Here is a 22,104-nt window from a genome sequence, read left to right on the forward strand (position 1 = left end):
TCGGGTTCCGGGGCCGTGCGCCGGCCGGCGCCTACGCCTGCGGCAGCCGCTCCAGCTGCGCCTGGATGCGGGTGATGTCCTCGTCCGCCTTGGCGAGCCGGGTGCGGATCTTCTCCACCACGTGGTCCGGTGCCTTCGCCAGGAACGCCTCGTTGCCGAGCTTGGCCGTGGCCTGGGACTTCTCCTTCTCCGCGGCGGCGAGGTCCTTGGCCAGCCGCTTGCGCTCGGCGGCCACGTCGATCACGCCGGACAGGTCCAGCGCGACCTCGACCCCGGCGACCGGCAGGGTCGCCGTCGCGGTGAAGGCCTCGCCCTCCGGCTGCAGGCGCAGCAGCTGGCGGATGGCCGCCTCGTGCCGTGCCAGCGCCGTGCCGTCCAGGCTCAGCCGGGCCGGGACCCGCTGGCCGGGCTGGAGGCCCTGGTCGGCGCGGAACCGGCGGACCTCGGTGACGACCGACTGGAGCGTGGCGATCTCCCGCTCGGCGTCGGCGTCCCGGAAGCCGCCCGGTGCGTCGGCGCCGGGGACGGACACGGCCGTGGGCCAGTCGGCGATGACGACCGACTCGCCGCCGGTCAGCGTCGTCCACAGCGTCTCGGTGACGAACGGGACGACCGGGTGGAGGAGCCGGAGCGTGACGTCGAGGACCTCGCCCAGGACCCGCTGGGAGACCTCGGCCGGCTCGCCGCCCGCCTGGAACGTCGTCTTGGACAGCTCGACGTACCAGTCGAAGACCTCGTCCCAGGCGAAGTGGAACAGCGCGTCCGACAGCTTGGCGAACTGGAAGTCGTCGTAGTACGCGTCGACCTCGGCCACGACCGAGTTCAGCCGGGACAGGATCCAGCGGTCGGTCGGCGACATCCGCGAGGCGTCCGGCAGCGGGCCCTCGACCGTGGCGCCGTTCATCAGCGCGAAGCGCGTGGCGTTCCAGATCTTGTTGGCGAAGTTGCGCGAACCCTGGACCCAGTCCTCGCCGATCGGCACGTCGACACCGGGGTTGGCGCCGCGCGCGAGCGTGAAGCGCAGGGCGTCGCTGCCGTACTTGTCCATCCAGTCCAGCGGGTTGACCGCGTTGCCGAAGGACTTCGACATCTTCTTGCCGAACTGGTCGCGGACCATGCCGTGCAGGGCGATGGTGTGGAACGGCGGGGTGCCGTCCATCGCGTACAGGCCGAACATCATCATCCGGGCGACCCAGAAGAAGAGGATGTCGTAGCCGGTGACCAGGACGGAGTTCGGGTAGAACTTCGCGAGGCTCTCGGTCCGTTCGGGCCAGCCGAGGGTGGAGAAGGGCCACAGGCCGGAGGAGAACCAGGTGTCGAGGACGTCGGTGTCCTGGTGCCAGCCCTCGCCGCCCGGCGGCTCCTCGTCCGGGCCGACGCAGACGACCTCGCCGTCCGGCCCGTACCAGACCGGGATGCGGTGGCCCCACCACAGCTGCCGCGAGATGCACCAGTCGTGGAGGTTGTCGACCCAGTCGAAGTACCGCTTCTCCATCTCCTGCGGATGGATCGTGACCCTGCCGTCGCGGACCGCGTCGCCCGCCGCCTTCGCCAGCGGGCCGACCTTGACCCACCACTGCATGGACAGCCGCGGCTCGATGGTGGTCTTGCAGCGCGAGCAGTGGCCGACGGAGTGGGTGTAGGGCCGCTTCTCGGCGACGATCCGGCCCTCGGCGCGCAGCGCGGCGACGATGGCGGACCGGGCCTCGAGGCGGTCCAGGCCCTGGAAGGGGCCGTGCGCGGTGATGACGGCGTGCTCGTCCATCACGGTGAGGGACGGCAGGCCGTGGCGCTGACCGATCTCGAAGTCGTTCGGGTCGTGCGCCGGGGTCACCTTGACGGCGCCGGTGCCGAACTCCGGGTCGACGTGCTCGTCGGCGACGACCGGGATGGAGCGGTCGGTCAGCGGCAGCTTGACGAGCCTGCCGATCAGGTGCTGGTACCGCTCGTCCTCGGGGTGGACGGCGACGGCCGTGTCACCGAGCATCGTCTCGGCGCGGGTGGTGGCGACGACGATGGTGTCGTCCCCGTCGCCGTACTTCATGGAGACGAGCTCGCCGTCGTCGTCCTGGTACTCGACCTCGATGTCGGAGATGGCGGTCAGGCACCGGGGGCACCAGTTGATGATGCGCTCGGCGCGGTAGATCAGCTCGTCGTCGTAGAGCCGCTTGAAGATGGTCTGGACGGCCTTCGACAGGCCCTCGTCCATGGTGAAGCGCTCACGCGACCAGGCGACGCCGTCGCCGAGGCGGCGCATCTGGCCGGAGATCTGACCGCCGGACTCGCCCTTCCACTGCCAGACCCGCTCGACGAAGGCCTCACGGCCGAGGTCGTGCCGGGACTTGCCCTCCTTGGCGAGTTCCCGCTCGACGACGTTCTGCGTGGCGATGCCGGCGTGGTCCATGCCCGGCTGCCACAGCGTCTCGTGGCCCTGCATGCGCTTGCGGCGGGTCAGGGCGTCGATGAGGGTGTGCTCGAAGGCGTGCCCCAGGTGCAGGCTGCCCGTGACGTTCGGCGGCGGGATGACGATGGTGTACGGCGGCTTGTCGCTCTTGGCGTCCGCCTCGAAGTACCCGCGCTCCACCCAGCGCTCGTACAGCGGCCCCTCTACGTCGGCCGGCACGTACTGGGTCGGCAGTTCGGTCGTGGGGGCTGGTTGCGGCTGCTGAGTGTTCTCGGTCACGGGGGCCAGTTTAGAGGTGTCACGACCCAGTCCCGAAACGCGATTCCTTTGTAACGGTGCACCCCCCCGGTGGCCTGAACGAGCCGCTCCTGAGTCAGGATGTCAGCGACACACAGGTATCTGGAGGGGAACCCAGAGATGAGCTACAACCAGCCGGGCCCGTACGGCGGGCAGCCCCAGCAGCCCGGACCGTACGGCCAGCCGGGTCCTTACGGCCAGCAGCCGCAGGCTCCGCAGCCCGGCTACGGCTACCCCCAGCAGGCTCCCCCGCCCGGCCAGCCCGGCTACGGCTACCCCCAGCAGCCCGGCCCGGGCGTCCCGCCCCAGCAGCCCCCGTACGGCCAGCAGCCGCCCTACGGCCAGGCCCCGCACGGCATGCCGCCCCAGCCCCCGGCGGCGGGCGGCGGCAAGAAGGCCGGGATCATCGTCGGCGCGGTGGCGGTCGTGGCGGCGATCGCCGTGGGCGCGTACTTCGTGATCGGCGGGGGCGGCGGCGGTTCGGACATCGCCGACGACGGCCCGCACAAGCTGACGACCCCGGCGACCGTGCTCGGCGGCGAGTACAAGAAGGGCGACGCCGCGGGCGGCGGCGGCTTCGACGAGAACGACATGAAGGAAGCCGAGAAGCACGGCGTCAAGAACGCCGAGGACGTCAACGCGGTCTACCAGGCCGGGGACGAGAACAATCCGTTCGCCATGAAGATGCTCCAGTTCATGGGCGTCCACGGCGAGATCGACGACCCGGAGAAGGTCGTCGACGCCATGTTCGCGGAGCTGAAGAAGAACGCCTCCGAGGACAAGGAGACCGAGGGCGAGGTCGTCGGCAGCCCGAAGGTCTTCGAGCCGAGCGCTCTGGAGAACGCCGTCCTGAAGTGCCAGGAAATCAAGATCAAGAACAGTGACGCCGTGGCGGGCGACGCGGCCACCGGTCCTGCGGAGGTCAGCATGCCGGTGTGCATCTGGGGCGACCACAGCACGCTGGCCGTCGTCATCCACACCGATCTGGCCGACACCATGGCCGGCAAGCCCGCCGACCTGGGCAAGGCGTCCGAGCTCACCGCCGAGTTCCGCAAGGACGTCCGCGTCAAGGCCTGACGCCGGCAGACGCACGAAGGGGCCCCGGTCGACGACCGGGGCCCCTTCCACGTCCGCTGCGGCTACGCCGTCTTCTGCTCGCCCGGCCCACGGCCGCGCGCGTCGCGCGGGATGAGGGTGGGGTTGACGTTGGAGAGGACCACGTCCGCCGTGATGACCACGCGGGCGACGTCCTTGCGGGACGGGACCTCGTACATCACGCCCTGCAGGACCTCCTCCATGATGGCCCGCAGGCCCCGCGCGCCGGTCTGGCGGAGGATGGCCTGGTCGGCGATGGCCTCCAGCGCCTCGCGCTCGAAGTCCAGCTCCACGCCGTCGAGTTCGAAGAGGCGCTGGTACTGCTTGACCAGGGCGTTGCGCGGCTCGACGAGGATCTTGAGCAGGGCCTCGCGGTCGAGGTTGTGGACCGAGGTGATGACCGGGAGGCGGCCGATGAACTCGGGGATCATGCCGAACTTGACCAGGTCCTCCGGCATGACCTCCTCGAACTGGTCCTTGGACTCCAACTCCCGCTTGGAGCGGATCGTCGCGCCGAAGCCGATGCCCTTGGCGCCGGCCCGGCCCTCGATGATCTTCTCCAGGCCCGCGAAGGCACCGCCCACGATGAACAGCACGTTCGTCGTGTCGATCTGGATGAACTCCTGGTGCGGGTGCTTGCGGCCGCCCTGCGGCGGTACCGAGGCCGTGGTGCCCTCGAGGATCTTCAGCAGGGCCTGCTGGACGCCCTCGCCGCTGACGTCACGCGTGATCGACGGGTTTTCACTCTTGCGGGCGACCTTGTCGATCTCGTCGATGTAGATGATCCCGGTCTCGGCCTTCTTGACGTCGTAGTCGGCCGCCTGGATCAGCTTCAGCAGGATGTTCTCGACGTCCTCGCCGACGTACCCCGCCTCCGTGAGCGCCGTCGCGTCGGCGATCGCGAAGGGGACGTTCAGCATGCGGGCCAGGGTCTGGGCCAGCAGCGTCTTGCCGGAGCCCGTGGGGCCCAGCAGGAGGATGTTGGACTTCGCCAGCTCGATGGCGTCCTCGCGGCCCTGGGCGCCGCCGTTCTCGCCGGCCTGGACGCGCTTGTAGTGGTTGTACACCGCGACGGAGAGGGCCTTCTTGGCCGCCTCCTGGCCGACCACGTACCCCTCGAGGAACTCGTAGATCTCGCGGGGCTTGGGCAGCTCCTCCCAGCGGACCTCGCTGGTCTCGGCGAGCTCTTCCTCGATGATCTCGTTGCAGAGATCGATGCACTCGTCGCAGATGTACACACCGGGCCCTGCGATGAGCTTCTTGACCTGCTTCTGGCTCTTGCCGCAGAACGAGCACTTGAGCAGATCGCCGCCGTCACCGATGCGTGCCACGGTGTGCTTCCCCTTCGCCTGGGAGTCGCCCGGACGTCGATGTCCGGTGGCTCCTGGTGCTGCCTTATGTCCGACGGTACCTTGCCGAGCCCTCCGTTCGGGCCCCCCTTGGCACGGTTCGCTTTGACGTGAACCGCACCAAACCGTGCCAAGGGGCGGCAGACGATACAGCCTCCCGAAGCCTCCCGCGTCAGCGCAGGCTGGCGTTGTCCATCTTCCGGGTGGTGATGATCTGGTCGATCAGGCCGTACTGCAGCGCGTCCTCGGCCGTGAGGATCTTGTCGCGCTCGATGTCCTCGCGGATCTTGTCGATCGGCCGGGTGGAGTGCTTGGCCAGCATCTCCTCCAGCTGCGTCCGCATCCGCAGGATCTCGTTCGCGGCGATCTCCAGGTCGGAGACCTGGCCGCGGCCGGTCTCGCTGTACGGCTGGTGGATCAGCACACGGGCGTTCGGCAGCGCCATGCGCTTGCCGGGCGTGCCGGCGGCCAGCAGGACGGCGGCGGCGGAGGCCGCCTGGCCCATGCAGACCGTCTGGATGTCCGGCTTCACGTACTGCATCGTGTCGTAGATCGCCGTGAGCGCCGTGAAGGAGCCGCCGGGGCTGTTGATGTAGACCGAGATGTCCCGGTCGGGGTCCATCGACTCCAGGCACAGCAGCTGCGCCATGACGTCGTTGGCGGAGGCGTCGTCGATCTGGACGCCGAGGAAGATCACGCGCTCCTCGAAGAGCTTCGCGTACGGGTCGTACTCGCGGATGCCCTGGGAGGTGCGCTCGACGAAGCGGGGGATGACGTAACGGGACTCGGCCGCGGGGCCGGTGTACTCGGCGCGCGTGCGGTCGTACAGGCCGCTGCCGGGGAAGTCGTTCACGGTGTCTCCTGAAAAGGGGCTGAGGCGGTCGGCTGGGGCTGCTGGGGCTGTTCTGCGGGCCCGGACGGGCCCGACGGGCTGCGCGGGGCCGCCGGGGGCTCCGCGAGGCCTCTCAGGCCCCGGTGCCGCCGCCGCCCGGCATGCCGGCGGCCGTGGCGATCACGTCGTCGATGAGGCCGTACTCCTTCGCCTCGAAGGCGTCGAACCAGCGGTCGCGGTCGGAGTCGCGGGTGATCTGCTCGACCGTCTGACCGGTGTGCTGGGACGTGAGCTCGGCCATGCGCCTCTTGGTGTGCAGCAGCCGCTCGGCGTGGATCTTGATGTCCGAGGCCGAGCCGGCCAGGCCGGCGGACGGCTGGTGGATCAGGATCTCGGCGTTGGGCAGCGCGAAGCGCTTGCCGGGGGTGCCGGCACTCAGCAGGAACTGACCCATGGAGGCCGCCAGGCCCATGGCGATCGTCACCACGTCGTTCTTGATGTACTGCATGGTGTCGTAGATCGCCATGCCGGCCGTGATGGAACCGCCGGGGCTGTTGATGTACAGGTAGATGTCCTTGTCCGGGTCGGAGGCAAGGAGCAGCAGCTGTGCGGTGATCTTGTTCGCGATGTCGTCGTCGACCGGCTGGCCGAGGAAGATGATCCGCTCGTTGAGCAGCCGGTTGTAGACCTGGTCGCCGAGGCCACCACCGATGGAGGGCTCGCCGGCGGCGGAGGGCATCAGATTCGTCACGTATCCACCTGCTCGTCTTACGACGGCGCCGGGCCGTCTCACGTGTTCTGCCGGGGCTGGGGCCGTCCGGCGGTGCTCGGGGACTCCCCTGCCCTCGTATTCATGGACCCTAACGCGCGGGTCCCTTCGGGGAATCCCGCAGCGGGGAGTGTTCGCCGGGGGCGTAGCGCGGTGCGCTCCGCGGGTGGGTTCCGCCGCCCGTTCGCCGCGGTCGTGCCGGTGAGCGGGCGACGGCCGGGTACCCGGGGCCGCCCGCACTCACGCAGCCGCACGGCGGCGCGTCCGCGCGCAAGCGCGACGGGCCCCGGGCACAGCGCGCCCGGGGCCCGTCGTCCGCACGTCTGAGGTGCCGCGGGGATCAGCCCTCGGTCTTCTCCTCGGCGGAGGCCTCGGTGGCCTCGGCGGCGTCGGCGGCCTCGGCCTTGTCGTCCTCGTCGTCTTCCTCGAGGTCGATGATCTCGCCGTTGGTGTCCTTGACCGTGGCCTTCTCGACCACGGCGGCCAGGGCCTTGCCGCGGGCGACCTCGCCGACCAGGAGCGGAACCTGGCCGCCCTCGACGACCGCCTGGGCGAACTGGTCGGGGGACATGCCGGAGGAGGCCGCGCGCCGCATGAGGTGCTCGGTGAGCTCCTCCTGGTTGACGTTGTGCTTCTCCTGCTTGACGAGCTCGTCGAGCACGAACTGGGTCTTGATGCCCTTGATCGCGGCCTCGCGGGTCTCGGTCTCGAACTCCTCGACGGTCTTGCCCTGGATCTCCAGGTACTTGTCGAGGGTGAGGCCCATCTGGCCGAGCTGGTGGTGCTCGAGGTTGTGCTTGCGGGTGTTGACCTCGTCCTCGAGCAGCTTCTCGGGGACCGGGACCTCGACCAGCTCGAGCAGCTTCTCCAGGACGCGCTCCTGGGCCTGCGTGGCCTGGTCGTACTCCTTCATGTCCCGCAGGCGCTTGCGGCTGTCCGCCCGCAGCTCCTCGAGCGTGTCGAACTCGGAGGCGAGCTGCGCGAACTCGTCGTCCAGCTCGGGCAGTTCGCGCTTGGCGACCTGGGTGACCTTGACGGTGACCTCGGCCTCCTTGCCGGCCGCGGAGCCGCCCTTCAGCTCGGAGGTGAAGGTGGCCTCCTCACCGGCGGACAGGCCCTTCACGGCGTCGTCGATGCCGTCCAGCAGCTCGCCGGAGCCGATGGTGTAGGAGACGTCGCTCGCGACGCCGTCCTCGAGGACCTCGCCGTCGACCTTGGCCTGGAGGTCGATGGTGACGACGTCGCCGTCCTCGGCGGCGCGCTCGACCGGGGAGGTGGAGGCGAAGCGCTCGCGGAGCTGCTCGACGGACTTCTCGACGTCCTCGTCGGTGACCTCGATGGCGTCGACCTCGACCTCGATGCCGGAGTAGTCCGGGATCTCGATGGTCGGGCGGATGTCGACCTCGGCGGTGAAGTTCAGCGTCTCGCCGTCCTTCAGCTCCGTGATGTCGACCTCGGGCTGGCCCAGCGGGCTCAGCTCGGCCTCGTTGACGGCGTCGGTGTAGAACTTCGGGAGAGCGTCGTTGACAGCCTCCTCCAGCACCGCACCCCGACCGAACCGCTGGTCGATGACCCGGGCCGGGACCTTGCCCTTGCGGAAGCCCTTCACCGTGACCTGCTGGTTGATCTTCTTGTACGCCGCGTCGAGGCTGTCCTTGAGCTCCTCGAAGGGCACCTCGACAGTGAGCCGAACCCGGGTCGGGTTCAGGGTCTCCACGGCGCTCTTCACGGTTCGGTCTCCTTGTGGCTGACTTCTCGGTTTCCGCCGGAACCAGAACGGTCCGGCCGATGCGCCGCCCGGAGGACTGCATCAGACGCTCGGAGAGCTGAGAGACACGGGCGTGCAGCTTGAATAGTAACGGCAGCGACTACGGCGCCCAAAGGCGATCATCGGAGACGATCGGGTGGTTGGTCGGGGTGGCGGGATTTGAACCCACGGCCTTCCGCTCCCAAAGCGGACGCGCTACCAAGCTGCGCCACACCCCGTCTGGTGCGACACGTAGGGTACATGCCGCCGGGCAGTCCTTCCGCCGCATTTCCCGGGCGCGGTGCGGCGTCGGCGGTGCGACGGGGACGGGGTGTGCGACAAAGGGGCACGACCCGCTACGATGCCTGTCAGTGCCGTGGCCACCCACCCGCGGCACACGCTGTGCGGGCGTAGCTCAATGGTAGAGCCCCAGTCTTCCAAACTGGCTACGCGGGTTCGATTCCCGTCGCCCGCTCTGACACGGCTCAGGCCCGGGTGAGAGGTGCGCACCTCTCACCCGGGCCTGAGCCGTTCCACGGGCCGGACCGGCCGCCCGCGCCCCTCCGCGCGCCCGCTCCGGCCGGCGCCGGGACGGAGGGAACGCCGTTCGCGCGTGCCGGTACTCCGTACGGATGTCGCGCGGGCGCCTTGCGGGCGTCCTGCGGGCGGGGAGGGGAGCGGATGCGACCCGGCACTGCGCGGGTCCTCGTCGTGGGCGCCGCGGCATCGTGAGCGTCGCGCCCTCGGCGAGGAGAGGGCCGAACGGGTGCTCGCACAGGTGATCGGACGCGCCGTCGCCGACTCCCCCGCCCGACGCCCGGAAATCCGAGCGGCGGGCCGCCGGCCGCCGCGGGAGGAGGGCCCCCCGGCGCCCGCGGTCGCCCTCCGCGCCGTCGGCGTGTCGATCGGCCGGGCGCGGCAGGACTCCCGCGGACGCACCGAGGCCGCCGGCGGAGAGCCGCACGGCGGCCCGGCCGCCGGGGAGGGGGTCGGCCTCGGCCGGTCCCGGGGCCGGACGGGAGGGCCGGGCGCGCGTCAGAAGCTGATGGAGTTGATCGTCTCGGCTATCGAGTTCAGGAACCGCTGGATGTCGTCGGCCATGCCGGTCGAGGCGAGGAAGAAACCGAAGAGGATCGCGACGATCGCGGGCCCGGGCTTGATGGATCCCCCTCTCAGCAGCACTACCAGGATGATCGCCAACAGCAGCACCACGGACAGTGAAATGGCCACAACTGATCACACCCTCGGTCGGTTCAGCTCTCCCGGCCCGGGCGACGCATCCCCGCGCACCCCGCCAGAACCATCGTGCCACCAACACGGCCCCCCTATGCGGCCGGTGACGCATCGTCCGGCCCGCGGTGGTCGGGCCCCGTGCGCGCGCCCGCCGCCCCCGGCCGACGGCGCCGTGTCGCACGGCAATTCGAGGGAACACCCGCACCGGGAATACGACCGGATCGTTTCCGCATCCACACAAAGCGTTCGCAGCCAATTCGAATTGCCGTCGAGACCGTCTCGATATCCCCGCGGGGAAGGCACGAAGGGGAGCGAAGCGGGCATTCCGTCGGAGTCACCTGCCGGCCTCATGCGCCCTTTATTCAGGAATAATCACGACAAGGCGGGCGTACGCCCCCACAAAGCCCTTACCCATGAGGTGTGTTGACCATCACGCCCGCAGCGCTGCCGACTTTCCTGATTCCGGGGTACCCGGACCGAATAACCAGTAACGACATCGGTCGTTTTACGAATACCCACGGACAACGCTAGGGTGCCTCAGATGTTCCACGCTGCCTCGTCCCCCGCAAGCGCAGCGAGTTCACCGATCTTCTCCTCCGGTTCCCGGCGGGAGGGTCCGTGACGAACTCGCAGCGACCGTACGGCAACCGCAGAACTCCGCTCCCCACCGCGCAGTCGCCGGCGTCCGAAGTGCCGGGCCGGCCCGCGGAGAACCGGCAGGGCGACCGGCCGGCCCCCTCCGGCAAGCAGCGCGACGCGTTCTTCGACAACGCCAAGTACCTGGCGATCGTGCTGGTGGCCGTCGGTCACGCCTGGGAGCCGCTCAAGGGCGACAGCCGGACCCTCGAAGCCGCGTACATGGTCGTGTACGCGTTCCACATGCCGGCCTTCATCATCATCTCCGGCTTCTTCTCGCGCAGTTTCGACATGCGCCCCGACCGGCTGCAGCGGCTGATCACCGGCGTCGCCGTCCCGTACATCGTCTTCGAGACCGCCTATCCCCTCTTCAAGCGGTTCGTCGACAACGATCCGCAGCAGGAGATCAGCCTCCTCGACCCCTGGTACCTCACCTGGTTCCTGGTCGCGCTGTTCGTGTGGCGGCTGACCACGCCGATCTGGAAGACGGTGCGGCACCCGCTGCCGCTGGCGCTCGGCATCGCCATGCTGGCCAGCGTCAGCCCGGACATCGGCGACGACCTGGACCTGCAGCGCGTCCTGCAGTTCCTGCCGTTCTTCGTGCTCGGTCTGTGCCTGCGGCCCGAGCACTTCCACCGGGTGCGCCGCCGGTCGGTACGGATCCTCTCGGTTCCGGTGTTCGCGGCGGCGCTGGCCGTCGGTTGGTGGGCGGCGCCGCGGATGAACACCGCGTGGTTCTACCACCGCGACGCCGCGCAGGAACTGGGCGAGCCGTGGTGGGTCGGCCCGGTCATGGTGCTCGTCCTGTTCGGCTGCTCGCTGCTGCTGACCGCCTGCTTCTTCGCCTGGGTGCCGCGCCGCCACCTGTGGTTCACCGCCCTCGGCGCGGGCACGCTCTACGGCTACCTGCTGCACGGCTTCGTGGTGAAGGCCGGCGACTACCGGGGCTGGTTCGACCACTCGGCGCTGCACGGTCCGCTCGGCTGGATCGCCGTGACCGTCCTCGCGGCCGCCATGGTGACGCTGCTGTGCACCAAGCCGGTGCGGCGGGTCTTCCGGTGCGTGATGGAGCCGAGGATGCGGTGGGCGTTCAAGCGGGACACCGCCGAACCGGCCCGCGGGGGCGAGCTGCGGGAGAAGCGGGAGACCCGCGAGAAGGTGTCCGCCTAGTCCCCCTGGCCTCTGGTTCCCTGGCCCCCAGGTCTCCCAGCCCCTCAGTCCCTCAGTTCTTCAGTCCCTCAGCCCCTTCGTTCCCCGCCACGAGACCGAGGAGTGTGCGCATCCGCGCGTACTTCTCGGTCAGTCGTGTGCGGGTCGCCCCGTCCAGTACGGCGAGACGGGCGGGGTCGGCGTTGTGCGCCAGGTCCGCCTCCTTCACCAGCAGTGCGCCGGGGGTGGCGAGGATGCGGGCCGCGTACGCCTCGGGCGGCTCCCCGGGCCGTTTGGTGACCGCGCGGACGATGTCCCTGGTCCGCCGGGTCAGCGCGGCCTCCTCGAGCCACCGGTCCGGCAGCCTGCCGTCCTCGACGGCGTCGTGCAGCCAGGCGGCCGCGATCTGCTCGTCGTCGCCGCCGCGCCGCCGTACGCCCTCGGCGACGGCTCGCAGGTGCTCGGCGTACGGCCGGCCCGCCTTGTCGGTCTGGCCGGCGTGCGCGGCGCGGGCCACGGCCTCGGCCGGGGTCAGCGGGGTGCGCGGTGTCTCGGTCGTCACGCGTCCAGTGTCCCCCGCCCGGCCGGAGAGGGGGCGCGGTTCAGCGGGACGCGGCCGCCGTGGGGCCCTCGCGGCAGATCAGCAGCAGGGCGCGGTCGTCGTTGACGTCCTTGGCCACCGCCTCGATGAGGTGCCAGGCGGCTCCGTGGAAGCCGCCGGCGACATAGCGGTCGGCCTCGCCGGTGAGCCGGTCGATGCCCTCGACGATGTCCCGGTCGGAGGTCTCCACCAGGCCGTCCGTGAACAGCATCAGCACGTCTCCGGGGCGCAACGTGCCCTTCACCGGGTCGAACTGGGCACCGTCGTACACGCCCAGCAGCGGGCCGTCGGCCGCCTTCTCCTCCCAGCGGCCGCTGCCCGCGCTGAGCTGGAGACCCGGCGGATGGCCCGCGGAGTACAGCTCGTAGTCGCCGGAGTCGAGGTCGAGGACCAGGTGGATGGAGGTGGCGAAGCCCTCGTCCCAGTCCTGGCGGAGCAGGTAGCCGTTGGCGGCCGGGAGGAAGGCGTGCGGGGGGAGGCTGCCGAGGAGGCCGCCGAAGGCGCCCGACAGCAGCAGGGCGCGCGAGCCGGCGTCCATGCCCTTGCCGGACACGTCCGTCAGCACGACCTCCAGGGTGCGCCCGCCGTTCGTCCGGGCCGCGACCACGAAGTCGCCCGAGAACGACTGCCCGCCCGCCGGGCGCAGGGCCATCTCCCGGTGCCAGCCGTCCGGCAGCTGCGGCAGCTTGCTCTGCACCCGGATGCGTTCGCGCAGGTCGAACAGCATGGTGCCGCCGCGCCGCCAGGGCACGCCCACCCGGCTGCGGAACTGGGCGACGAGCAGCCCGAAGAAACCGCAGGCCGCAACCGTGAGGACCACGCCCGGGGTGACCCGGGCCGCGCCCTCGGTGTAGGGGCCGAGCTTCACCGACTCCACGATCAGCGCGGTCGCCGCCGCCGCGTACAGGCCGAGCAGGCTCGCCGGGCGCAGCAGCAGGCCGCCCGCGACGATCGGGACGACCAGGGCGGCCGGCGCGCACCACACGGAGTTGGCGAGCGTCCCGGCCGTGATCAGCGGGATGGTCAGGAGCAGTCCGGCGAGCGCGACCCAGTCCGAGCCGTCCCCGCGGAAGTAGTCGACGGCGGCCCGGCGCATGCCGACGCGGGCCCGGTGCCACTGCTTCTTCCACCGGGCCGTGAACGTATCGGCCTCCGCGCGCCGCTCTCGTCCTGCTGCCATCAGTTCGGGACCCTATCCATCGGACCGGCCGCTTGGCACGGGAGGTCCTGGTTGTCCCCCGTCCGGGGACCGACTTCACAGTGAACTTCACCGGACGCCGTCATGGGGCCGCCCGGGAGAAATTCCTTCGCTCGCCCTGTCCTGCCCTGGTAGGCATGGATCATGGCGAACGAGCGCGCGCGTGAAACGATTGGGACGAGTGATGTGACCGACGGCTCAGCGTACTTCGAACCCGTGCTGCGGAACCTGGCTCCGGACGAGTGGGACCAGTGGTACGAGACGCTGCTCCGTGCCTTCGGCGGGGTCCAGGAGGCGCCCGAGGAGCGGGAGCTGTGGAACTCGCTGACCGAGTTCGGCCGGTTCCTGGCCGCCTGGGACGGCGACGCGTGCGTGGGGACGGCGGGCGCGTTCTCGTTCCGGCTGACCGTGCCCGGGGGCGCGTCCGTGCCCGCCGCGGGCGTCACGGGGGTGAGCGTGGCCGCCACGCACCGGCGGCGCGGGGTGCTGACGTCGCTGATGCGGCGGCAGTTGGACGACGTGCGGTCCTGGGGCGAGCCGCTGGCGGTGCTCACCGCGTCCGAGCCGGCGATCTACGGCCGGTTCGGGTACGGGACGGCCTCGTTCCAGACGGACGCCGAGATCGACACGGAGCGGGCGGGGCTGTCGGTCCCGGCCGGCACCGACGCCGTGCGGCTGCGGTACGCGACGCCGACCGACGTGCTCGACGCCTGCGAGGCGGTCTACGCCCGGCTGGTGGCCCGGCGGCCGGGGATGCTCGCCCGCCGGCCCGGCTGGGAGCGGCTGGGCGTGCTCGACCCGGAGAGCGAGCGGGACGGGGGGTCTCCGCTGCAGTGCGTCGTCGCCGAGCGGGACGGCGAGACGGTCGGGTACGCGCGGTTCCGCGTGAAGCCGGGCTGGGGACCGGCCGGGCCCGAGGGCACGGTGGTCCTGAGCTCCCTGGACGCGCTGGACCCGGCGGCGGACGCGGCGCTGTGGCGGTTCCTGTTCTCCATCGACCTGACGTCGACGCTGGTGGCGCGGGGGCGGCCGGTCGACGAGGGCTGGCAGCACATGGTGGCGGACCTCCGGCGGTGCCGGCCGGTCCTGCGGGACGCGCTGCACGTACGGCTGGTCGACGTCGGGGAGGCCCTCGAGGTGCGGACGTACCAGACACCGGTGGACGTGGTGTTCGAGGTGGAGGACGCGTTCTGCCCCTGGAACACGGGGCGTTGGCGGCTGAGCGGGGACGCGAAGGGGGCGTCCTGCGAGCGCACCGAGGACGCGGCGGACCTCACCCTGTCCATACGGGAGTTGGGCGCCGCGTACCTCGGCGGGGTGAGCCTCGCGGCGCTGGCCGCGGCCGGCCGGGTGCGCGAGGTGCGGCGGGGGGCGCTGGCGGAGGCGTCCCTGGCGTTCGGCAGCGGTGGCGCGGCGCCGTGGCTGCCGCACGGCTTCTGAGGGCCGTGCGGTGACCTGACCTCAGGTGTCCTGGCAGGTGGGGCACCAGAAGAGGTTGCGGGCGGCGAGATCGGCGGTGCGGATCTCGCCGCCGCAGACGTGGCAGGGCAGAGGGGCCCTGCGGTACACGTACACCTCGCCGCCGTGGTCGTCCACGCGCGGCGGGCGGCCCATCGCCTCGGGGGTGTGTTCCGGGCGGACGGTGTCGATGCGGTTGGTGCGGACGCCCTCGCGCATGAGGACGACCAGGTCGCTCCAGATCGCGTCCCACTCGGCCGGGGTGATGTCCCGGCCCGCCCGGTACGGGTCGATCCGGTGCCGGAAGAGGACCTCGGCGCGGTAGACGTTGCCCACGCCGGCGATGACCTTCTGGTCCATGAGGAGGGCGGCGATCGTCGTACGGCTGCGGCCGATCCTGCGGTACGCGGCGGCCGGGTCCGCGTCCGGGCGCAGGGGATCGGGGCCGAGGCGGTCGTGTATCGCCTGCTTCTCGGCGTCCGTGATCAGGGCGCAGGTGGTGGGACCGCGCAGGTCGACGTAGGACGTGTCGCCGGCGAGGCGCAGCCGGACGGTGTCGGTGGGCGGCGGCGCGGGGGCCGGGCCGAAGGTGACCTTGCCGAAGAGGCCGAGGTGGATGTGGACCCACTCGGTGTGTTCCGGGTGCTCCGGGTCCGGGTCGCCGAAGCCGAGGAAGAGGTGCTTGCCGTGGGCGTCGGTGGTGTGCAGGGGCGTGCGGTCGAGGAGGGTGGCGGCGTCGGCGAACTTGCCCTGGGGGCTGGTGACGCGCAGGGGCGCGCGGTGCGCGAAGGCGGCGGCGTAGTCCTCGGCCAGCCGGTGAATGGTGTGTCCCTCGGGCACGGGCTCCCCTCTCCTGCCTGATCCCCCTCCTCCGTCTCCCGCACGTCCCGCGCGTCTCGTACGTCCCGCGCACGGGCACGCCGGTCGCCGCCCCCGCCGCGGGGCCTTCCGGTTCTCGGCGGGGGCCGGTGTGCGTCCCGGTTACTGCTGGGGGTGGTGGGGCGGGATCGGGGGGAGGTCGCCGGTGGTCTCGTAGTCGGCGAGCATGTCGATGCGGCGGATGTGGCGCTCGTCCTGCGAGAACGGGGTGTTCAGGAAGGTCTCCACGAACGCGGTGGCCTCGTCCTGCGTGTGCATGCGCGCACCCACCGCGACCACGTTGGCGTTGTTGTGCTGACGGCCCAGGGCCGCCGTCTCCTCGCTCCACGCCAGGGCCGCCCGCACGCCCTTCACCTTGTTCGCGGCGATCTGCTCGCCGTTGCCGGAGCCGCCGATCACGATGCCGAGGGCGCCGGGGTCGGCGGCGGTCCGCTCGGCGGCGCGGAGGCAGAAGGGCGGGTAGTCGTCCTGGGCGTCGTAGATGTGGGGCCCGCAGTCGACGGGCTCGTGACCCGCGCCCTTGAGCCACTCGACGAGGTGGTTCTTGAGTTCGTAGCCGGCATGGTCGGAACCGAGGTACACGCGCATGGTCCGAGTGTGACACGCGGACTTCCGGGAAGGCGCGCGGGGTGCTGAGACCCAGAAGCGTGAGGAGAATCACTGAACCTCAGGGAAAGGTCGAGTAAAAATCCTCATTCACAGGTTCTCGAATCCGTTCACCTCAGTTTCACTGGACCGGCCCGTATACCCGCCGCATCGGACCCCCACGTCCGCATGTGCCGACACTCCCCCACGCTCACCGGATTCATCCGGGGAACGGCCCCCACGGCGCAAAGGAAATCCGCTCCATGACCTCGCAGCCGACCCTCAAAACGACCGGCAACAGTCCCGGAGACCCCACGGGAACCCCCTCTTCCGGCAGCACCGACGGCCCCGGAGGGGACGGGTCCGGTCTGCAGGCCGGACTCAAGAACCGCCACCTGTCGATGATCGCCATCGGCGGTGTCATCGGCGCCGGCCTGTTCGTCGGTTCCAGCTCGGGCATCGCGGCCGCCGGTCCCGGGATCCTCCTCTCCTACGCCCTCGTCGGCACGCTCGTGGTGCTGGTGATGCGGATGCTCGGTGAGATGTCGGCGGCCAACCCGACGTCCGGGTCCTTCTCCGCCCACGCCGACCGCGCGCTCGGGCCCTGGGCCGGGTTCTCGATCGGCTGGCTCTACTGGTTCTTCTGGGTCGTGGTGCTGGCGGTGGAGGCGACCGCCGGGGCCACCATCCTCGAAGGGTGGATACCGGCCGTTCCCCAGTGGGGCTGGGCCCTCATCGTGATGGTGGTGCTGACCGCCACCAACCTCGCGTCCGTCGGTTCCTACGGCGAGTTCGAGTTCTGGTTCGCCGGGATCAAGGTCGTCGCCATCGGCGCGTTCATCGTCATCGGCGGACTGGCCGTCTTCGGTGTGCTGCCCGGGGTGGACAGCGACTCCGCGGGGCTCGGCAACCTCACCGAGCACGGCGGCTTCCTGCCCCACGGCGCCGGCGCCATCCTCACCGGCATCCTGCTCGTCGTCTTCTCCTTCATGGGCAGCGAGATCGCGACCCTGGCGGCCGGTGAGTCGGAGGACCCGCAACGGGCCGTGACCAAGGCGACCAACAGCATCATCTGGCGCATCGGCGTCTTCTACCTCGGGTCGATCTTCGTCGTCGTCTGCCTGCTGCCGTGGAACAGCGAGTCGATCGCCGAGGACGGCTCGTACGTCGCCGCCCTGAACTCCCTCGGCATCGCGCACGCCGGTCAGATCATGAACTTCATCGTGCTGACGTCCGTGCTGTCCTGCCTCAACTCCGGTCTCTACACGGCCTCCCGGATGGCCTTCTCGCTCGGTCGGCGGGGGGACGCGCCGAAGGCGTTCGCCCGGACCACCCGCCGGGGCGTGCCGCGGAACGCGATCATCGCGTCGGTCGTGTTCGGCTTCGTCGCCGTCTTCTTCAACTACGAGTTCCCGGACTCGGTCTTCCTCTTCCTGGTCAACTCCTCCGGCGCGGTCGCGCTGTTCGTCTGGCTGGTGATCTGCTTCTCGCAGCTGCGCATGCGGCGGATCATCCAGGCCGAGGCACCTGAGAAGCTGGTCGTGCGGATGTGGCTGTACCCGTACCTGACCTGGGCCAGCGCGGCGCTGATCGTGTTCGTGCTCGGTTACATGCTGACCGACACCGAGCACAACGGGCGGACCACGGTGCTGTTGTCGCTGCTGGTCGCCGCCCTCGTGCTCGCCGTCGCCTTCGTGAAGCAGCACCTGGCCGGGCGCGGTGACGGCGGTGCCGCACGCGCCGGGGCGCGGGACGGGGTCCCGGCCGACGGGGACTCCCGGTGACGGGGCCGGGGCCCGCGGCGCGTGTGCCCGCGGGCCCCGGCCCCCTGCGCGCCAGAGCACCGCGAAGTCGTCCTCGGCCTTCCCGTACGCCTCCGGCGCCGCCGCTTCGGCCTCCGGCCGGTACCACGTGTTGATCCGGTACGTCGTTCCGTCCGCGGTGAAGCCCAGCAGGCGGGCGTGGCACGGGACGCCCTCAGCGTGAACGGGTACTCCCGGACCACGGCCGGGTGGCCGCGGAACCCGGTCTCCGCCAGGCGGATCTTCCGGTGGCCCTGCCCCCGGCGGGCGTTGCGTTCGAAGCTCCGCCAGGTCCGCAGCGGATCGTCGCGGGCCGGGGAGGACTCGGCGGCCGGCTCCTGCGCGCCGTCCGGGCAGGTGCAGTGGATCTCCGCCCCGCCTTCACGTTCCGCCGCCGTCCCTCGGGGGGTGTCCGGGCGAGCCTTCCCGCCTCCCGGCCGTCGGCCGGCGGGACCGGCACAACGGCGTAGCGCGACACGGGAAGAGGCCCGGCAGGGCGTCACAGGACGCCCTGCCGGGCCTCTTCCGCGGGTTGCCGGGCGGTCGTCACCGCCTGCCGACGAACTTCCAGGCGGTCGGCAGCACTCCCATGGCCAGGGCCGCCTTCAGGGCGTCGCCGACGAGGAAGGGGGTGAGGCCGGCCGCGATCGCGGCGGAGGCGGACATGCCGGTGGACAGGGCCAGGTAGGGCACGCCGACGGCGTAGATGACCGCCGAGCCGAGCGCCATGGTGCCCGCCGTCCGCCAGACGGAGCGGTCGGCGCCGCGGCGGGCCAGGGCGCCCACCGCGGCGGCGGCCAGCAGCATGCCGAGGATGTAGCCGAAGGACGCGCCGATCCCGTGCGAGCCGTTCGCGAACCAGGGCACCCCGGCGAGGCCCGCCAGCGCGTACACCGCGAGGGAGGCGAGGCCGCGGCCCGCGCCGAGGGCGGTGCCGACGAGCAGCGCGGCGAAGGTCTGGCCGGTCACCGGCACCGGCGAGCCGGGGACGGGCACCGCGATCTGGGCGGCGAGGCCGGTGAGGGCGGCACCGCCGAGCACGAGCGCGGTGTCGCGGACGCGGGAGGCCGGAAGCAGGTCGGCGAGGACCAGGCCGGTGCGGGTGGAGGGGGCGGCAGCGGTGCTCATGGGGACTCCGCGAGGGTGAGGGCAGTCGGGGACACGGTGACGCTATCCCGGCGCCCTCGTACCGATCACCGTCAGCGCTCGACAAAGGGGCCGACGGGGGCTTGGTGGGCTTCGGACAAAGGAGGGCGGTGACCAGCGGTACGGCGTGACACCGGTCACTGAGGTGGGGTGGTTTCGCCGACAGGGTCCGGCGGGAGGGCGTCTGTGAGGTCCCACCAAACGGGCCGTCCCCGCCCGTCGGACGCCGTCCCCGCGCGTCGGTCGCCGTCCGGGCAGCGCGCGGCCGTCCTGCCGGCTTCGGCGCGTGGTCGCCCAGGCCCGGAACCTCGCCTCGCGTCGCCCCGGCGATGTGCCACCGGTCCCACCGGTCCGTGCCGGCGCACGGGCCGGTGGCACGCGGCACCCCGCCGTCGACCACTGCGACGGCCTGCCGCGCCGGCTGCACCGGCTGCACCGGGTGACGGCCGCCGGTGACGTCCCGGTCGGCATCGAGGGGAAGGAGTCGTACGCGATCGAGGGGGTCGCCCCGCACCGCACCACGGCCGCCGCGTGACCGGAGTCTCACCCTCCGCACAGGGGGTGTCCGTATGCTGGGCGGCCCCTCCGGAAGGAGGAGGGGCCGCCCAGACTGGGTGCGTTTTACCCCCACACAGCGAACGGGCCGCGCCCCTATGTCCAGCACCTCCGTCGAGACGCCCCCCACCGCGGACGGCGCCTCCCTCTCGCACGGCCTGAAACAGCGCCACCTGTCGATGATCGCCCTCGGCGGGGTCATCGGCGCCGGCCTGTTCGTCGGGTCCGGCGCGGGGATCGCCGCCGCCGGACCCTCGATCGTCCTCGCCTACACCCTCTCCGGCCTCCTGGTGATGCTGGTGATGCGGATGCTGGGCGAGATGTCGGCCGCGTACCCCTCCTCGGGTTCCTTCTCGGCGCACGCCGAGCGGGCGATCGGCCCCTGGGCGGGCTTCACCGCCGGCTGGGCGTTCTGGGTCCTGCTGTGCACGGCGGTCGGCCTGGAGGCCATCGGCGCCGCGAAGATCGTCACCGGCTGGCTGCCGGGCACGCCCGAGTGGGCGTGGGTGGCGCTGTTCATGGTGGTGTTCTGCGGGACGAACCTCGCGGCGGTGAAGAACTTCGGCGAGTTCGAGTTCTGGTTCGCGGCCCTGAAGGTCGGCGCGATCGTCCTGTTCCTCGGCCTCGGCGTGCTGGCCATCGCGGGCGTGCTGCCCGGCACGGACTCCCCGGGCGCCTCCCACCTCACCGACTTCCTCCCCAACGGCGGCGAGGGCCTGGTGATCGGCCTGCTCGCGTCCGTCTTCGCCTACGGCGGCCTGGAGACCGTGACCATCGCGGCGGCCGAGTCGGAGAACCCGGTCAAGGGCGTGGCGAGCGCGGTCCGTACGGCGATGTGGCGGATCGCGCTGTTCTACATCGGCTCGATGGCGGTCGTCGTCACCCTGGTCCCGTGGGACTCCCCGGCGGTGGTCGAGGACGGCCCGTACGTCGCCGCCCTGGACCGCCTCGGCATCCCGGGCGCCGGCCAGCTGATGAACGTCGTGGTGCTGGTCGCGCTGCTGTCCGCGATGAACGCCAACATCTACGGCGCCTCGCGCATCGGCTACTCGCTGGTGGAGCGCGGGCAGGGGCCGAAGGTGCTGGGCCGGGTGTCGGGCGGGGTGCCGCGGATCGCCGTACTGGCCTCCTCCGCCTTCGGCTTCCTGTGCGTGCTGCTGAGCTACTGGCGGCCCGACGACGTCTTCTCCTGGCTGCTGAACATGATCGGCGCGGTGATCCTGATCGTCTGGATCTTCATCGCCGTCTCGCAGCTGCGGCTGCGCCGCCGGCTGGAGCGCGAGGCGCCGCAGAAGCTGGTCGTGCGGATGTGGGCGTTCCCGTGGCTGACCTGGGCGGCGCTGGCCGGCATGGCGGCGGTCTTCGTCCTCATGGCCCGGGAGCCGGACACGCGCGTGCAGCTGTACTCCTCGGGCGGGATGACGCTGGCCCTGGCGGCGGTGGGGTACGCCCGGCAGCTCAGGCGCGCCCGGAGCTGACCCCTCCTCCGCCCCGGCGACGGCCCCCGCGTGGACACGCGGGGGCCGTTTCGCGTGCTCCGGCCCTGCGCCCGCCCCTTTCTGCTGCTAGCGTGCAGTTGCAACTCTTTTGCAGCAAGAGTTCGGAGGGGACCCCGTCATGCCCGTCTGCACGCTGCCCGACCTGCCGTACGACCACTCCGCGCTCGCCCCCGTGCTCGGCCCCGGGATCATCGAGCTGCACCACGCCAAGCACCACGCGGCGTACGTGAAGGGCGGCGGCGAACCGCTCGAGCAGGTCTACGACCACCGGGGGAGCGTCGGCCGGGGCGCGACGCCGATCCTGGTCCTCGACGCCTGGCAGCACGCCTTCCACCTGCGGTACCGGAACCAGGAGGCGGACTTCGCCGAGGCGGTGGGGAAGGTCGTCGACCGGCAGGACGTGGCCCGGCGGTACGAGGCCGCCGCCACGTCCCGCACGGACGTGCCGCTGCCCGCCCCCTGAGCTCCGGGGTGCCCGGAGCTCCCGGCGCACCCCGTGAAGCGCCCTGCCCCGTGATCGCCTTCTCACCGTTCACCCGGCAGGCGGAAAAAGGGAGGCCCCCGCGAGGACGTGACTCGCGGGGGCTTCCGGTACACGGCACTCCGGGTCAGAGTGGCGCAATGGCGACACAGAGGACGATGAAGGACTACTGCTGGACCTGCGGCGCGGACCAGCAGCACCGTCAACTGGACAAGAAGGAGGAGGCCTGGCTCAAGGAACGGCTGGGACGGGCCGGCGTGGGCGAGTTCTGGATCTGCGTGAACGTGCTCGACCCGGACACCGGCAGGCAGTGCCGCAACCTGCGCACGGGCTTCAACAAGAAGCCCTTCGCCGAACCCCTCAAGATCCCCGTCCTGGAGTGACCGGGG

General features: G+C 71.2%; 19 protein-coding genes and 2 tRNA genes. 9 read left to right on the forward strand and 12 right to left on the reverse strand.

The genetic code is table 11. The annotated features are described in order from the left end of the window. Positions 1-31 precede the first annotated feature (31 nt). Complete coding sequence (locus CP969_RS14175; RefSeq protein WP_016826278.1) at positions 32-2,683, reverse strand: valine--tRNA ligase; 2,652 nt, start codon at positions 2,681-2,683, stop codon at positions 32-34. A gap of 138 nt (positions 2,684-2,821) precedes the next feature. Here CP969_RS14175 and CP969_RS14180 point away from each other — a divergent pair, with 138 nt between their 5' ends. Further along, the gene (locus tag CP969_RS14180; RefSeq protein WP_016826277.1) at positions 2,822-3,778 is read left to right on the forward strand and encodes a hypothetical protein; all 957 of its coding nucleotides are present in this window, start codon (positions 2,822-2,824) and stop codon (positions 3,776-3,778) included. A gap of 62 nt (positions 3,779-3,840) precedes the next feature. Here CP969_RS14180 and clpX read toward each other — a convergent pair whose 3' ends face one another. From clpX to CP969_RS14205, 5 genes are all read right to left on the reverse strand, one after another. After that, positions 3,841-5,127 carry an ATP-dependent Clp protease ATP-binding subunit ClpX gene (clpX, locus tag CP969_RS14185; protein ID WP_004988123.1) on the reverse strand — a complete coding sequence of 429 codons (1,287 nt, stop codon included), beginning with the start codon at positions 5,125-5,127 and terminating at the stop codon, positions 3,841-3,843. A 190-nt stretch (positions 5,128-5,317) separates the two neighbouring features. Beyond that, positions 5,318-5,998, reverse strand: coding sequence for an ATP-dependent Clp protease proteolytic subunit (locus CP969_RS14190; RefSeq protein WP_004988122.1), 681 nt, complete (start codon positions 5,996-5,998; stop codon positions 5,318-5,320). A gap of 112 nt (positions 5,999-6,110) precedes the next feature. Beyond that, complete coding sequence (locus CP969_RS14195; protein WP_016826276.1) at positions 6,111-6,716, reverse strand: ATP-dependent Clp protease proteolytic subunit; 606 nt, start codon at positions 6,714-6,716, stop codon at positions 6,111-6,113. Between the two features lie 370 nt (positions 6,717-7,086). Then, positions 7,087-8,475 (reverse strand): trigger factor, encoded by a 1,389-nt coding sequence (gene tig / locus CP969_RS14200; RefSeq protein WP_016826275.1) that lies wholly within the window; start codon positions 8,473-8,475, stop codon positions 7,087-7,089. A gap of 180 nt (positions 8,476-8,655) precedes the next feature. Further along, positions 8,656-8,732, reverse strand: a tRNA-Pro gene (locus CP969_RS14205). Between the two features lie 165 nt (positions 8,733-8,897). On the opposite strand from CP969_RS14205, the gene CP969_RS14210 reads away from it, so the two are divergent. After that, positions 8,898-8,968 (forward strand) — tRNA-Gly (locus tag CP969_RS14210). A 560-nt stretch (positions 8,969-9,528) separates the two neighbouring features. Here the strand turns inward: CP969_RS14210 and CP969_RS14215 are convergent. Continuing rightward, positions 9,529-9,723 carry a hypothetical protein gene (locus tag CP969_RS14215; protein ID WP_004988114.1) on the reverse strand — a complete coding sequence of 65 codons (195 nt, stop codon included), beginning with the start codon at positions 9,721-9,723 and terminating at the stop codon, positions 9,529-9,531. 621 nt (positions 9,724-10,344) lie between these two features. Between CP969_RS14215 and CP969_RS14220 the strand changes: the two genes are divergently transcribed. Continuing rightward, positions 10,345-11,532: an acyltransferase family protein gene (locus CP969_RS14220; RefSeq protein WP_016826274.1), complete on the forward strand. Its 1,188-nt coding sequence runs from the start codon at positions 10,345-10,347 to the stop codon at positions 11,530-11,532. A 52-nt stretch (positions 11,533-11,584) separates the two neighbouring features. On the opposite strand, the gene CP969_RS14225 is transcribed toward CP969_RS14220, so the two are convergent. Both CP969_RS14225 and CP969_RS14230 read right to left on the reverse strand, forming a co-directional pair. Then, positions 11,585-12,073 (reverse strand): HD domain-containing protein, encoded by a 489-nt coding sequence (locus tag CP969_RS14225; protein WP_016826273.1) that lies wholly within the window; start codon positions 12,071-12,073, stop codon positions 11,585-11,587. 40 nt (positions 12,074-12,113) lie between these two features. Continuing rightward, complete coding sequence (locus tag CP969_RS14230; protein WP_026085188.1) at positions 12,114-13,292, reverse strand: PP2C family protein-serine/threonine phosphatase; 1,179 nt, start codon at positions 13,290-13,292, stop codon at positions 12,114-12,116. Between the two features lie 204 nt (positions 13,293-13,496). Between CP969_RS14230 and CP969_RS14240 the strand changes: the two genes are divergently transcribed. Continuing rightward, positions 13,497-14,750, forward strand: a complete 1,254-nt coding sequence (locus CP969_RS14240; RefSeq protein WP_016826271.1) for a GNAT family N-acetyltransferase — start codon at positions 13,497-13,499, stop codon at positions 14,748-14,750. A gap of 21 nt (positions 14,751-14,771) precedes the next feature. Here the strand turns inward: CP969_RS14240 and CP969_RS14245 are convergent, their stop codons facing one another. Together CP969_RS14245 and CP969_RS14250 are read right to left on the reverse strand one after the other, a co-directional pair. After that, entirely contained in the window at positions 14,772-15,608 is an 837-nt protein-coding gene (locus CP969_RS14245) for an Fpg/Nei family DNA glycosylase (protein ID WP_016826270.1), read from the reverse strand. 141 nt (positions 15,609-15,749) lie between these two features. Then, entirely contained in the window at positions 15,750-16,235 is a 486-nt protein-coding gene (locus CP969_RS14250) for a ribose-5-phosphate isomerase (protein ID WP_004988099.1), read from the reverse strand. A 260-nt stretch (positions 16,236-16,495) separates the two neighbouring features. Here CP969_RS14250 and CP969_RS14255 point away from each other — a divergent pair, with 260 nt between their 5' ends. Beyond that, positions 16,496-18,016, forward strand: a complete 1,521-nt coding sequence (locus CP969_RS14255; protein WP_016826269.1) for an amino acid permease — start codon at positions 16,496-16,498, stop codon at positions 18,014-18,016. 564 nt (positions 18,017-18,580) lie between these two features. On the opposite strand, the gene CP969_RS14260 is transcribed toward CP969_RS14255, so the two are convergent. Beyond that, positions 18,581-19,162 carry a biotin transporter BioY gene (locus tag CP969_RS14260; RefSeq protein ID WP_016826268.1) on the reverse strand — a complete coding sequence of 194 codons (582 nt, stop codon included), beginning with the start codon at positions 19,160-19,162 and terminating at the stop codon, positions 18,581-18,583. Between the two features lie 304 nt (positions 19,163-19,466). Between CP969_RS14260 and CP969_RS14265 the strand changes: the two genes are divergently transcribed. From CP969_RS14265 to CP969_RS14280, 4 genes are all read left to right on the forward strand, one after another. Beyond that, on the forward strand, positions 19,467-19,715 hold the full coding sequence (locus tag CP969_RS14265; protein ID WP_223887182.1) for a hypothetical protein: 249 nt from the start codon (positions 19,467-19,469) through the stop codon (positions 19,713-19,715). A gap of 118 nt (positions 19,716-19,833) precedes the next feature. Beyond that, complete coding sequence (locus tag CP969_RS14270) at positions 19,834-21,213, forward strand: amino acid permease (RefSeq protein ID WP_016826266.1); 1,380 nt, start codon at positions 19,834-19,836, stop codon at positions 21,211-21,213. Between the two features lie 139 nt (positions 21,214-21,352). Then, positions 21,353-21,697: a Fe-Mn family superoxide dismutase gene (locus CP969_RS14275; protein WP_016826265.1), complete on the forward strand. Its 345-nt coding sequence runs from the start codon at positions 21,353-21,355 to the stop codon at positions 21,695-21,697. 158 nt (positions 21,698-21,855) lie between these two features. Next, entirely contained in the window at positions 21,856-22,098 is a 243-nt protein-coding gene (locus CP969_RS14280) for a hypothetical protein (RefSeq protein ID WP_004988093.1), read from the forward strand. The last annotated feature ends 6 nt before the right edge of the window (positions 22,099-22,104 follow it).

Origin of the sequence: Streptomyces viridosporus T7A, from assembly GCF_008704515.1 — a bacterium.
In the GTDB taxonomy this organism is placed as follows: Bacteria; Actinomycetota; Actinomycetes; order Streptomycetales; family Streptomycetaceae; genus Streptomyces; species Streptomyces viridosporus.